Genomic DNA, 13,200 nt, shown 5'->3' with positions numbered 1-13,200 from the left:
GTGAGGGGCCGAGGACGGTGGTGCGGCGGGGGTCGGCGGTCCGCCTGGGCTCGGTGGTACGTCCGGGCCGTCGATGGACGTGGCGGCTGCTGCTGCGCCCGAGCCGCCGGTGGGTGGGAAGGCCACCGGTGGGCGGGAAGGCCGCCGGCAGGCAGGGGCCCTCCCCTCCCGCTCGGTATCGTGGCGGCAGCCCGCTCTCCGCAGCGGACCGTTCGGAGGAGTATCGCGTGATGTCGGCCAGCCGCTACACCTACCTCGGTCCCGAAGGCACCTTCACCGAGGCCGCGCTGCGTACGCTCCCCGAGGCGGCGACGCGCGAGCTCGTGCCCAAGGTGTCCGTCCCGGCCGCGCTGGACGCCGTGCGCGGCGGCGAGGCGGCGGCGGCGCTGGTGCCGATCGAGAACTCGGTGGAGGGCGGCGTCACCGCGACCCTGGACGAACTGGCCACCGGCACCCCGCTGATGATCTACCGCGAGGTGCTGCTGCGGATCGCGTTCGCCCTGCTCGTCCGGCCGGGGATGAAGCTCTCCGACATCAAGACGGTGACCGGGCACCCGGTCGCCCAGCCGCAGGTGCGCAAGTGGCTCGCGGCCCATCTGCCGGACGCGCGCTGGGAGTCGGCGGCGTCCAACGCGGACGGGGCGCGGCTGGTCCGGGAGGGCCGCTACGACGCGGCGTTCGCCGGGGAGTTCGCCGCCGCGACGTACGGCCTGGAGCCGCTGGTCACCGACATCCACGACGCGCGGAACGCCGAGACGCGGTTCGTGCTGGCGGGACGGCCGGCGCGGCCCGCGGCCCGGACGGGTGCCGACCGGACGTCCATGGTCGTATGGCTGCGGGACGACCACCCGGGTGCGCTGATGGAGCTGTTGCAGGAGTTCTCGGCGCGCGGCGTCAACCTGACCTGGATCGAGTCGCGGCCGACGGGCGAGGGCATGGGCCGGTACTGCTTCTCCATCGACTGCGAGGGGCACATCACGGACCGGCGGGTGGCCGAGACGCTGATGGGCCTGAAGCGGATCTGCCCGAATGTGCGGTTCCTCGGGTCGTATCCGCGCGCGAGTGCGGAGGGCGGGGAGCCGGGGGCGTCGGCCGGGGGCGCGCCGCGGCCGGGGACGTCGGACGCCGATTTCGTGGCGGCGGCGGAGTGGCTGGCGCGCTGCCAGGACGGGCGGGCCTGAGCACCGTCCCGAGGGCCTGCCGTGGGGTCGTCCACAGAGTTATCCACAGGGTGGCCCACTCCTGGGGATAAGTCGACAGAGTGAGGGTCGGCCGGGCGGCACGAATCGGTCAACGTCGACAAATCTCTCTAGCAATCCACCGGATCGTCCACAGGGGCGGCTGTCGGGTGGTGGGATCGTCCACCACCCCGGAGTCAGCCGAAAGGTCTCGAACAACCCTTAAGAGCGGGAAATCTCCACCCGAAAGAGTGTTGGAACAAGGTTTATCCGCCAGAAAGCCACCAAACCGTGGCCGATAACGAAAACAGCCGGAAGATCCGCTTCCGGCATCCACAGATTTCGCGCACACCCTGTGGACAACAAACCGGAATCACCTCTTCCTGTGGACAACCAAAGGCTCCACAGGCGCTTCCTCACGGCCCTGGGGCGATTCGTCGACCTCTCGCCTTTTCGCGGCGGATCGCCGAATTCACCCCATGCGCCCCATGGGTTTTCCACCCTTTCGCATCCGGCCCGCAGCCCTTTCGCAGCCGACCCGCAGCCGGTTTCGGAAAGCCGGGAAAACCACCCGGAATGGGGCAAACCCTGCCGAAGAGGAATATCGCGTCGAGTGATCGCGACGGTCAACGGTAGCCTGGGGGGGTGATTGACCTTCGCCTGCTTCGTGAGGACCCCGACCGTGTGCGCGCCTCCCAGCGCGCCCGTGGAGAGGACGTCGACATCGTCGACGCGCTGCTCTCCGCCGACGAGCGGCGCAGGTCGTCCGGCGTCCGCTTCGACGAACTCCGCGCCGAGCAGAAGGCGCTCGGCAAGCTGATCCCCAAGGCCACCGGCGACGAGAAGGCCGAGCTGCTGAAGAAGGCCGGCGAGCTGTCCGCCGCCGTCAAGGCAGCCGACGCCGAGCAGGACGAGGCCGCGGCGGAGGCCCAGCGCCTCCTGCTGGGCATCGGCAACCTCGTCCACCCCGACGTACCGCGCGGCGGCGAGGACGACTTCGTCGTCCTGGAGACCGTCGGCACCCCCCGCGACTTCGCCGCCGAGGGCTTCGAGCCCAAGGACCACCTGGAGCTCGGCCAGTCGCTCGGCGCGATCGACGTCGAGCGCGGCGCCAAGGTGTCCGGCTCCCGCTTCTACTACCTCACCGGCGTCGGCGCGCTCCTGGAGCTCGCCCTCGTCAACGCCGCCATCGCGCAGGCGACAGCGGCCGGGTTCACCCCGATGCTCACCCCGGCGCTGGTCAAGCCGCGCGCCATGGAGGGCACCGGCTTCCTGGGCCAGGCCGCGCAGGACGTCTACCACCTGGACAAGGACGAGCTCTACCTCGTCGGCACGTCCGAGGTGCCGCTCGCCGCGTACCACATGGACGAGATCATCGACGCCGCGCAGCTGCCGCTGCGGTACGCCGGTTTCTCGCCCTGCTTCCGCCGTGAGGCCGGTACGTACGGCAAGGACACCCGGGGCATCTTCCGCGTCCACCAGTTCGACAAGGTGGAGATGTTCTCGTACATCGCCCCGGAGGAGGCCGAGGCGGAGCACGCCCGGCTGCTGGAGTGGGAGAAGCAGTGGCTGACCAGCCTGGAGCTGCCGTTCCAGGTGATCGACACGGCCACCGGTGACCTCGGCGCCTCCGCCTCCCGCAAGTTCGACTGCGAGGCGTGGATCCCCACCCAGGGCAAGTACCGCGAGCTGACCTCGACGTCCAACTGCGACGAGTTCCAGGCCCGCCGGCTGTCCGTGCGGATGCGCGACGGCAAGAACGTCCGCCCGCTCGCCACGCTGAACGGCACGCTGTGCGCGGTGCCGCGCACGATCGTCGCGCTGCTGGAGAACCACCAGCAGGCCGACGGCACGGTCCGGGTGCCCGAGGTCCTCCGGCCGTACCTGGGCGGACGCGAGGTCCTGGAGCCGGTCGCCAAGTGACGTCCGCGCCCCCGCCCCCGTACCGTCTCGTCGCCACCGACCTCGACGGCACGCTGCTGCGGTCCGACCAGACCGTCTCCGAGCGCACCCGCGCCGCCCTCGCCCTCGCGGCGGCGGCCGGGGCCGCGCACATCGTCGTCACCGGCCGCCCGGTCGCGTGGACGAAACACATACTCGACGCGCTGGACTACCGGGGCCTCGCGGTGTGCGGGCAGGGCGCGCAGGTCTACCACGCGGGCGAGCACCGGCTGCTCACCTCGGTGACCCTGGACCGGCGGGTGGCCGCGCTCGCCGTCGAGAAGATCGAGGCGGAGACCGGACCGCTGCACCTGGCCGCCTCCCGGGACGGACTCGACGGCGACCTGCTGGTCACCGCCGGCTACCGGCTCCATGAGGGGCCACGGCCGCCCGTCCCCGTCACCGACCGGGCGGAACTGTGGGCCGAGCCGCTCAACAAGCTCTACCTCCAGCACCCGCGGCTCGGCGACGACGCCCTCGCGGACGCCGCGCGGGCCGCCGCGGGCGGGCTCGTGGACGTCACGATGGCCGGTGAGGGCATCGTCGAGCTGCTTCCGCTCGGGCTGAGCAAGGCGACCGGGCTGTCGCTGGCCGCGCGGCGGCTCGGAGTGAAGGCCGCCGAGACGATCGCCTTCGGCGACATGCCGAACGACGTGCCGATGTTCGGCTGGGCGGGGTACGGCGTGGCCATGGCCAACGCGCACGCGGAGCTCAAGGCCGTCGCCGACGAGGTGACGGCGGGGAATGACGTGGACGGCATCGCCGTCGTGGTGGAGCGGCTCTTCGGCTGAGGCGGGAGGTACGCCTTCGGCGGATGGTGCCCCGGTCCCTCCCCTTCGCCGTTTCCTGGGGCTGCGCCCCAGCCCCCCCTTGTCGCGGCTTCGCCGCTCGTCCTCAAACGCGCGGAGCGCGGTTTCGGGGTGTGGGGGCGCAGCCCCCGCGAGAAACGGTGCAAGGGCGGGGCCGGGGCACCGCTCATCCCCCACCACGCAGGGCCCGGACGGCGCGGACCGGCGCCGTGCCGTCCCACGTCGGCCGGCCGCGTACGAGCAGCCCGCAGGCGAGGCCGACGGTCACCGCGATGGCATGCCCGACATCGGTGAAGGTGCCGCCGGTCGCCAGCGGTGTGGCGAAGAACAGGACGACCGCCACCAGCCACCCCCACCGCCAAGGCCGCGGAATCCGGTACGTGAGCAGCCCCGCCGCCGCGGCCAGCCCGTACGACACCCCGATGTCCACCACGTGCCGCATCGCACGCGGCGCCGCATGGTGCTCGATGGCGACGAGCAGTACCTCCTGGCTGATCAGCGTGGCCGCGATGTGCGCGACGCCGACGGTGAACAGCCACCGCCAGGTCCCGGCCCAGCGCTCCACGTTGGCGTGCAGCAGCTCGAAGAGGACGACGTAGAGCAGGAACGACGAGGGCGTCTCGATCCAGAAGCCGCTGATGAGCAGGGACTGGAGCGGATGTTTGTTCAGCTCGTGGATGTTGCTGCTGGTGCGGTGGAGGAGGAAGGTCTCCAGTCCCTCGCTGGCCGCCGCGATGACGAGGCTGGTGACGCCGATGACGAGCAGCCAGATGTGGGTGCCGGGAGAACTGCGGACCCAGGAGCGGACGAGGTCCCGGGCCTCGAGCGTGCCCCGTCCGTACCGGCGCACCCGGGCGGGAACCGACGGACGGCCGCTCCCGGGGGCCTCGGGTTCGTCCTGTTGCATCATTCGACGGTAGTCGAGGGGCTGCCGGGCGGACAGCGGACGACCCCGGGCGCCGCGGGACGAGCCGGGCGAGCCGGGCGCCGAATCGCTTCTTCCTCACTCGTTCGAGCGGCGGGAAACGCACTCGTGGCCGATACGCTGAGGCCGGGATCAGAATCGCGCCCATGGGAGCAACCGTGACCACCTCCGCCGCCGCCGGGCAACCGCTCATCCCACAACCCCCTGCCACGGTCACCGCGCTGCGGCAGGCCATCAGCCAGATCGCGCCTGCCGCACTACCGGCTTTCACCAGGGAGCTTGACCAAGCCGCGGACCAGTCCCGGCAAGGCTCCGACCTGGCGCCGCTCCAGCGCTTCATCGCCCAGTGGGCGGTTTATGTCCGCATCCAGCGCCAGCCCGACCTCGCCGCAGACCTCCGCCGCTGGGAAGACGCCGCGCAGTCGGGCGATGCCGCCCAGGCACGGGCGGCTGCCTCAGCGATCGGACGGATTCTGGACGGAGCCCACGCAGCCATCGGTCTGCCGCCCCGGTGAGCGGGGACTGGCGCTGGGAGTACGACCCCGACCACGGCCATGTCGCGGGTGGAATCCCCGCGCACGTGGTGGCGGAGGCGGAGCGACTGGCCGGCCGGCCGGTTCGTCGACCTCGCCGGTACGGGTACCGACGTCAGGCTCGCGGGCCCGGGAGGCGGGTGCCTTCCGGGCCCGTTCGCGGTGCCGGTTCCGAGGGGGGAGGGGCTCACCGTGTGGCAGTCGGCCGCGGGGCGCGGAGCAGGGTGGCCACCGTGACGCAGAGGAGGGCGGTGAGGCCGGCGATGCCCCAGAGGGCCGTGTGCCAGACGCCGGTGAACTGCCGGGCGAGGTGGGCGTGGTCCGGGCCCGTGAGGTGGCCGGAGGCGACGCGGGCGGCGAGGGCGGCGGAGCCGAGGCGGTCCTGGAGGAGGCTGAGCATCAGCGCGCCGAGGGCGGCGATCATCATGGCCTGGCCCCCGCCGCGGACGGTGTTGAGGAAGCCCGCCGCCGTGCCGGAGCGCTCGGGGTCGACGAGGCTCATGGCCTGGCCGTCGATGATGCCGTTGGCCAGTCCGGTGCCGATGCCGATGGTCAGCAGCGGTCCGGCCAGGAGGGCGACGCCGCCGCCCGGGGTGAGGACGGTCAGCCAGGCGTTGCCGGCGGCGACCAGCGCGATGGCGACGGTGATCAGCAGCCGGGCGGGCACGCCCCGGTTCACCAACTGCCCGCTGACCAGCGGCGCGACGAGGACGGGGGCGGTCAGCAGCAGCATCGTCGTACCGGCCTCGCCCGCCGGGACGCCGTTCACGCCCTGGAAGTAGGTCGGCAGGTAGGTCAGCGAGCCGGCGAAGCCGACGGCTCCCGTCAGCCCGGCGAGCGTCCAGGCCAGATAGCGGCGGTCGCGGACCAGCGTCAGGTCGAGGACGGGGTGGGCCGAGCGGCGCTGGAGGACCGTGAAGAGGACGAGCAGGAGCGCGCCGGCGCCGAAGGCGGCCAGGACCAGCGGATGCGTCCAGCCGTTCTGCGGGCCCTGGGTGACGCCTGTCATCACCAGGGCGAGCGCGGCGATGAAGGTCACGGCACCGGGCACGTCCAGGCGCGGCCGGACGGCCGCCCGCGACTCGGCGACGAGGAAGGTGCCGGCCAGCAGCACCACGCCCACCGCGGCGAACACCAGGAACCCGGCCCGCCAGCCGAGTCCGCCGACGAGCGCCCCGGAGATCGTCGGCCCGGCGGCCAAGCCGATGCCGCCGGTCGTGCCGAGGGCGGCGTACGCCTTGGTGCGGGCCGGGCCGGAGAACGTGGTGGCCAGCAGCGCGCCGCCGCTCGCCATCACCCCGGCCGCGCCGAGGCCGGCGACCGCGCGGGCCGCGTCCAGCACCAGGACGTCGGTGGCCGTCGCACTCAGCAGCAGGCCGGCGGTGAACAGGGCGGCGCCGGCGCGGTGGACGCGGCGGCGGCCGAGGAGGTCGGACAGCGCGCCGGTGACCAGCATGAAGCTGGACGCGGTCAGGAAGTAGCCGGTGACCGCCCACTGCAGGCCCGCGCCGGACGCCCCGAGGTCCGCGCCGATGTCCGGGAGCGCCACGGTGGTGCCGGACATCGACATGGCCAGGGTCAGCATCCCGAGCAGGACCAGGGCGAGGGTCACGGCCGGGCGGTGGGGGGCCTCGCGGGCGGTGATCGGAGGGGTGGTCGCCGGGGCGGTGGTGATCGGGGCGGTGGTGGTCACGGTGGCGGCTTTCATGGCGGCGACGCTAGGTCCACCGGCCGGGCCGCCACATCTGCCGGACGACCGGGTTCGGCGACCCGTCCACCCGGTCGTCGAGACCTGGTCATTCGACAGATGTGCGGGTGGGGGCCGGGTCCGTAGCGTTCTCGACGTCACCGGGAGGCCGCCGATCGGCCGGCCGCCCTTCCCCTCACACCGTCAAGGACGTACCGCGATGAACACCGCTCCCCTCCGCCTCGCCGTCATCGTCGGTTCCACCCGCGAGGGCCGGTTCGGCCCGACCGTGGCCGACTGGTTCGTCCGCGAGGCCCGGACCCACACCGGGTTCGACGTGGACGTGATCGACCTGGCGGACGCCGGCATTCCGAGCACCCTGTCCGGCGAGCCCACCCCCGAGGTCGCCGCGGTCAGCCCGCGGCTGGCCGCCGCCGACGCCTTCGTGGTGATCACGCCGGAGTACAACCACTCGTACCCCGCCTCCCTGAAGGCCGCCATCGACTGGCACTTCCCGCAGTGGCAGGCCAAGCCCGTCGCCTTCGTCTCCTACGGCGGGGTGAGCGGCGGCCTGCGCGCCGTGGAGCACCTGCGGCAGGTCTTCGCCGAGTTGCACGCCGTCACCGTCCGGGACACGGTCAGCTTCCACATGGCCTGGGAGCGCTTCGACGACGCGGGCGAACCGCTGGACCCGGCCGTGGTGAACGGCGCGGCCAAGCGCATGCTCGACCAGCTCGTCTGGTGGGGCCGCGCCCTGCGGCAGGCCCGCGACGAGGTGCCCTACGCTGCCTGACGCTGGCTCCCCACTGGCCCCATTCGCCTCGCTCGCCCCTTCGCACGGCTCTGACCAGCGGTTACTGTGACCGGCATGCTTCATGGACGCTCCGGTGAACTCCACGCGCTCGACCGGCTCCTCGCCGACGCCCGCGAAGGGCGCAGCGGCGCCCTGCTGCTCCGCGGCGAGGCCGGCATCGGCAAGTCCGTGCTCCTCGACCACGCCGCCCGCACCGCGCAGGGCGCCGGGATGCGGGTGCTGCGCGGCACCGGCGTCGAGGCGGAAGGCGAACTTCCGTACGCCGGCCTGCACTTGATGCTCGCCGAGGTACTCGACCGCGTCGCCGGGCTGCCCGCGGCCCAGGCGGAGGCGCTGCGGTCCGCCTTCGGCATGGCCTCCGACGGCACCGGGGGCGACCGCTTCCTCGTCGGCCTCGCGGTGCTCACCCTCCTCGACGGACTGGCGGAGGAACGGCCGCTGCTGTGCGTCGTCGACGACGCGCACTGGCTGGACCGGGAGTCCGCGGACGCCCTCCTGTTCGCCGTCCGCCGGCTCGGCGCCGAGCCCATCGCCGTCCTGCTGGCCGTCCGCGAGGACGACGCGCCCGCCTTCCCCGCCCCCGGCGTCCCGGAGCTGCGTCTGGGCGGGCTGGACGCGGAGTCCGCCGGGGCGCTGCTGGACGAATCGGCCGCCGGGCTGCCCCGGCACGCGCGCGACCTCGTCCTCAAGGAGGCCGCGGGCAACCCCCTCGCCCTGCGCGAACTCCCCGGCGCCCAGGGCGACGCGGAACGGTACGCCTCCCCGTACGGCATGGCCGCGCTGCCCCGGCACAGCAGGCTGCTGCGCGCGTTCACGACGTCGGTCACGGCGCTGCCCGAACGCACCCGGGCCCTGCTCCTCGTCGCCGCCGCGGCGGGCGGGGCCGACCTCGCGACGGTGCTCGGCGCGGCGGAACGTTTCGACGCCTCCCTCGACGACCTCGAACCGGCCGAACGCGCCCGGCTGCTGGGCCTCGCGGACGGCCGGTTCGCGTTCCGGCACCCCCTCGTGCGGACCGCCGTCTACCAGGACGCGCCCGCGATCCGCCGGATCGCCGCCCACCGGGCGCTGGCCGACGTGCTCGCCGGCCGCCCGGACCAGGCGGACCAGCGGGCCTGGCACCTCGCCGCCGCGGCGACCGGGCCGGATCCGGAGACCGCCCTCCTGTTGGAGGAGAGCGCCGAACGCGCCCGCGCGCGCGGCAGTTCACGCGCCGTCGCGGCGGCGTACGAGCGGGCGGCCGAGCTCACCCCGGACGCCGCCGGCCGGTGCCGCCGGCTGACGGCCGCGGCACGGGCCGCCGCGGACGCCGGGCAGCCGGCCCACGCGGAGGAGCTGGCGGGCCGGGCCGTGGCCCTGGCGGACGGACCCGGCGCGCTGGCCGGCGCCGTACGCATCAAGGCCGAGGCCCTCGACGAACAGGGCCGCCCCCGGGACGCTTACGCCCTGCTCGCCGGGGTCGTACCGGAGCTCGTCGGGACCGCCCCCGAACCGGCCGGGGCCGCCCGTGAACACGTCCCCTTCGCTCGTGAACACGTCCCCTTCGCTCGTGAACGCGGTGGATCCAGCCGTGAACGCGGTGGGTCCACCCGTGAACTCGGTGGTTCCGGCCGCGAACTCGCCGATTTCGGCCGCGAACTCGACGGTTCCGTCGGCGAACTCGACGATCCCGCCCCCAGACCTGCCGGCCCCGCCCCCGAGTTCGTCGGGCCGCTGCTCTTCCAAGCCGCGCAGGCCGCCTGGCACGCCGGGGATCAGGACGCCCTGGACCGTACCGCCGCGCAGGCGGCCGAGCTCGGCCTGTCCGAGGCCGGGCGGATCGCCGCGCTCGCCCGGCTCGCCGCCGGGCAGCACCGCTGCGGCCCCGACGACCCGGGTGCCGGCGCCGACGCCGTCCGGCAGCTCATCGGTGCCGACGGGGAGTCGGCGGCGGACCTGCGGGAGGCGGTGCGCCTCGGCTGGTGGCACCTGTTCGCGGGTGACCTGCCGGCCGCGCGGGACCTGGCCGTCGCGCTGGAGCGGCGGTGCCGGGAGAGCGGCGCGATCGGCACGCTGGCCCTGGTACAGATGCTCCTCGCCCGGACGCAGCTGCTCCTCGGCCTGCACCGGGAGGCGCTGGCCACCGCCACGGAGGGGATGCGCGTCGCCGAGGACACCGGGCACGCCCGCGTCCGCGTCCACCTGGCCACCGTCCTCGCCCAGCTCGCGGCCGTCCGGGGCGACGAGGAGGGCTGCCGCGAGCTGACCGCCGATGCCCTGGCGCGGGGCGTGGCCCCCGGCACGGTGCACGCCGCCTGCGCCCTCGCCTTCCTCGACCTGGGCCTCGGCCGCACCGAGGCGGCCTTCGACCGGCTCTCCGCCGTCACCGCCGGCCCGGACCGGCAGGGTGTGATCGGCAGCCTTCCCGATCTCGTCGAGGCCGCCGCCCGCCTGGACCGGCCGGAGGGCGGGCGGGCGGCCCTGGCCTGGTACGAACGGCACGCGGCGGCGTACCCGCGGCCGTGGACGGAGGCGGTCGCCGAGCGCTGCCGGGCGTTGCTGGCCGCCGATCCGGCCGCCGCGGGGGCGGGCTTCGTGCGGGCTCTGGGCCTGCACCGGCAAGGGGGGTCCGGTTTTGAGCGGGCCCGTACCGAGCTGCTCTACGGCGAGCATCTGCGCCGGCGCCGGCAGGCTTCCGAGGCGCGGCCCCTGCTGCGGGCGGCGCTGGACACCTTCGACCGGCTGGGGGCGGTCGTCTGGGCGGAGCGGGCCCGTGCGGAGCTGCGCGCCTCCGGCGAGAGCCTGGGGGCGCCGGCCCCGGCGCCGGGCCTCCTCGACCGGCTCACGCCGCAGGAGGCGCAGGTGGCGCGGCTGGCGGCGGAGGGGTTGAGCAATCGGGACATCGGCGCCCGGTTGTTCATCAGCCCGCGGACGGCCGGGTACCACTTGTCGAACATCTACCCGAAGCTTGGAATCAGTTCGCGGAGGGAGCTGGCGCGGCTGGGGGTGTGAGGTGCCCCGGCCCCGCCCCTTCGCCGCTTCCTGGGGCCGCGCCCCAGACCCCACTTTTCGCGGCTTCGCCGCTCGTCCTGAAACCGCGCGGAGCGCGGTTTCAGGGGGTGCGGGCCCTCCCGCAGAAACGGTGAAAGGGCGGGACCGGGGCGCCACCAAGCGCAGGTTGTAGGATGACTGGGCAACCGGGACACCGGTGGACCGCAGACGAACCCCCGCCGGAGGCGACCGTGGCACTACAAGCAGCAGGACGCCAGTCCCTCGTCGACACCGTCGTGGAGCAGCTCCGCGCCCAGGTGGCGGCCGGGGAGTGGCCGGTAGGCGAGCGCATCCCCACCGAGCACGCCCTCGCCGAGCAGCTTCAGGTCGGGCGGAACACCGTCCGCGAGGCCGTCCGCGTCCTGGTGCACGCGGGGATGCTGCGCTCCCGGCAGGGCGAGGGGACGTTCGTCGTGTCCACCGCCGACCCGGCGGAGATCATGCGCGGCGTGCAGCGCGCCGGCGTACGCGACGTCCTGGAGCTGCGGATCGCGCTGGAGGCGGAGGCCGCCCGGCTGGCCGCCACCCGGCACGAGCCCGCCGATCTGGAGCGGATGCGCGCCGCCCTGGACGCCCAGACGGAGCTGGAGGACGACCATGGCCAGCCGGACGCCGACAACGTGGAGCTGTACGCGCACCACGACATCGAGTTCCACAAGGCCGTCGTCGAGGCGGCGCACAACACCGCGCTGACCGCGACGTACACCTGGTTCAGCAGTTCCGTGCGCGAGGCGCTGCTCACGGCGCTCGGCGACCGGGACATGCCGCGCGTCCTCCACGGCGACCACCGCGACCTCATGGAGGCCATCGCCTCCGGCGACCCGGACGCGGCCGACCGTGCCGCGCGGGCGCTTCTCGAACGCCCCAAGCAGGCGGTCGAGGCGCTGCTGGCCGACCGGCGGCCGTGACGGCACCCGTCACGCCTGCCGTTCTCCACGCCCCCGCCACCCCCGAGCTCCACCCGAAAGGCACCCACATGTCCGAATCGAGGCCCCAGACACCCCTCATAGCCGCCGAGGAGCCCCCCTCGGCGGCCCCCGCCCCCACCGCCGTCCGCGCCCTGCGGGCGCACCCCGCGCTGGTCCTCGCGGGCATCGTCCTGGCGTCGCTGAACATGCGGGCCGCCCTCGCCGGCGTCTCCCCGCTCGTCGGCGAGATCAACGACCACTTCGGACTGAACGCGACCGCGAGCAGCCTAGTCACGACCATCCCGCTGGTCTTCATGGGCCTCGGTTCGATCGCCGCGCCGCGGCTCGCCCGGCGATTCGGCACCGAGCCGGTGCTGTGCGCCGCGCTCGTCCTGCTCTGCGGCGGCATCCTGGTGCGCGTCGCGCCGCCGGTGGTGGCGCTCTTCGTGGGCGGCGCGCTGGTCGGCACGGCGATCGCCTTCCTCAACGTCCTGATGCCCGGCCTGATCAAGCGGGACTTCCCGGACCGGGCCGCGAGCATGACCGCCCTCTACTCGACGGCGATGATCCTCGGCGCCACCGTCTCGGCCGCCTGCGCGGTCCCGCTGGAGAACGCCCTCGGCGGCTGGCGCGGCTCGCTCGCGTCCTGGGCGCTGCTCGCCGCCGTCGCCGTCGTGGTGTGGATCCCGCAGGCGCTGATCGCCCGGCGCGGCGGCCACCACGTCGTCGCCCCCGCGGCCGGCGGAACCGCCGCCGAGGGGCCGAACCTGCTGCGTTCGGGGCTGGCCTGGCAGGTCACCCTGCTCATGGGCACCCAGTCGCTGGTCGCGTACGTGTGCATCGCCTGGATGCCGACCGTCTTCACCGACCACGGCATGGACAAGGGCGAGGCGGGGCTCGTCTACGCCTTCTACACGCTGGTACAGATGGCCGGTTCGTTCGTCGTGCCCGTCCTCGCCGGGCGGCTGCGCGACCAGCGGCTGCTGGCCGTCTGCGTCGTCCTGCTGATGGCCGGCGGGACGACCGGCCTGCTGCTCGCTCCCGTGGCGGGGGCCTGGCTGTGGGCGACCATGATGGGCGTCGCCCAGGGCGGCACGCTGGGTCTGGCGCTGACGCTGATGGTGCTGCGCAGCCGCGACGCGCACACCGCGGCCCGGCTCTCCGGCATGGCCCAGACCTGGGGCTATCTGCTCGCTTCCGTCGGCCCGTTCGCCGTCGGCGCGGTCCACCAGGCCACGGGCGGGTGGGAGTTGCCGATCGGTGTGCTCCTCGCCGCCTGTCTGGCGCTGGTGTTCCTGGGTCTCGGCGCCGGGCGCGATCGGAAGATCTGAGACGTTGGGGTGGGTGAGACCGCTGTCACCCGTGAGGAGCGTGC

The 13,200-nt window shown here is 74.0% G+C and carries 10 protein-coding genes; 8 read left to right on the top strand and 2 right to left on the bottom strand.

Features of this window, described 5'->3' with window-relative positions:
* The first annotated feature begins 230 nt into the window (after window positions 1–230).
* From pheA to ACQEVS_RS17680, 3 genes are all read left to right on the top strand, one after another.
* Window positions 231–1,181 carry a prephenate dehydratase gene (pheA, locus tag ACQEVS_RS17690; RefSeq protein ID WP_433027653.1) on the top strand — a complete coding sequence of 317 codons (951 nt, stop codon included), beginning with the start codon at window positions 231–233 and terminating at the stop codon, window positions 1,179–1,181.
* Between the two features lie 642 nt (window positions 1,182–1,823).
* On the top strand, window positions 1,824–3,101 hold the full coding sequence (serS, locus tag ACQEVS_RS17685) for a serine--tRNA ligase (protein ID WP_433021515.1): 1,278 nt from the start codon (window positions 1,824–1,826) through the stop codon (window positions 3,099–3,101).
* Window positions 3,098–3,910 (top strand): HAD family hydrolase, encoded by an 813-nt coding sequence (locus tag ACQEVS_RS17680; protein ID WP_433021513.1) that lies wholly within the window; start codon window positions 3,098–3,100, stop codon window positions 3,908–3,910. Before serS ends, ACQEVS_RS17680 begins: the two co-directional genes overlap by 4 nt.
* Window positions 3,911–4,094: 184 nt before the next feature.
* Here ACQEVS_RS17680 and ACQEVS_RS17675 read toward each other — a convergent pair whose 3' ends face one another.
* Entirely contained in the window at window positions 4,095–4,835 is a 741-nt protein-coding gene (locus tag ACQEVS_RS17675; RefSeq protein ID WP_433021511.1) for a rhomboid-like protein, read from the bottom strand.
* A 176-nt stretch (window positions 4,836–5,011) separates the two neighbouring features.
* Between ACQEVS_RS17675 and ACQEVS_RS17670 the strand changes: the two genes are divergently transcribed.
* Window positions 5,012–5,368, top strand: coding sequence for a DUF6247 family protein (locus ACQEVS_RS17670; protein WP_433021509.1), 357 nt, complete (start codon window positions 5,012–5,014; stop codon window positions 5,366–5,368).
* A gap of 205 nt (window positions 5,369–5,573) precedes the next feature.
* Here the strand turns inward: ACQEVS_RS17670 and ACQEVS_RS17665 are convergent, their stop codons facing one another.
* On the bottom strand, window positions 5,574–7,094 hold the full coding sequence (locus ACQEVS_RS17665) for an MFS transporter (RefSeq protein WP_433021507.1): 1,521 nt from the start codon (window positions 7,092–7,094) through the stop codon (window positions 5,574–5,576).
* A 199-nt stretch (window positions 7,095–7,293) separates the two neighbouring features.
* On the opposite strand from ACQEVS_RS17665, the gene ACQEVS_RS17660 reads away from it, so the two are divergent.
* The 4 genes from ACQEVS_RS17660 to ACQEVS_RS17645 all read left to right on the top strand — a co-directional run bounded on the left by ACQEVS_RS17660 (window position 7,294) and on the right by ACQEVS_RS17645 (window position 13,156).
* The gene (locus ACQEVS_RS17660; RefSeq protein WP_433021505.1) at window positions 7,294–7,866 is read left to right on the top strand and encodes an NADPH-dependent FMN reductase; all 573 of its coding nucleotides are present in this window, start codon (window positions 7,294–7,296) and stop codon (window positions 7,864–7,866) included.
* A gap of 75 nt (window positions 7,867–7,941) precedes the next feature.
* Window positions 7,942–10,878, top strand: coding sequence for a helix-turn-helix transcriptional regulator (locus ACQEVS_RS17655; RefSeq protein ID WP_433021503.1), 2,937 nt, complete (start codon window positions 7,942–7,944; stop codon window positions 10,876–10,878).
* A 230-nt stretch (window positions 10,879–11,108) separates the two neighbouring features.
* Complete coding sequence (locus tag ACQEVS_RS17650; RefSeq protein ID WP_433021501.1) at window positions 11,109–11,825, top strand: FadR/GntR family transcriptional regulator; 717 nt, start codon at window positions 11,109–11,111, stop codon at window positions 11,823–11,825.
* A 68-nt stretch (window positions 11,826–11,893) separates the two neighbouring features.
* Entirely contained in the window at window positions 11,894–13,156 is a 1,263-nt protein-coding gene (locus tag ACQEVS_RS17645; protein WP_433021499.1) for a CynX/NimT family MFS transporter, read from the top strand.
* The last annotated feature ends 44 nt before the right edge of the window (window positions 13,157–13,200 follow it).

Origin of the sequence: Streptomyces sp. CA-181903 (assembly GCF_050937075.1) — a bacterium.
GTDB lineage: Bacteria > Actinomycetota > Actinomycetes > Streptomycetales > Streptomycetaceae > Streptomyces.
The sequence above is the reverse complement of the archived record's forward strand: the minus strand, read 5'-3'. Positions and strand labels throughout refer to the sequence as shown.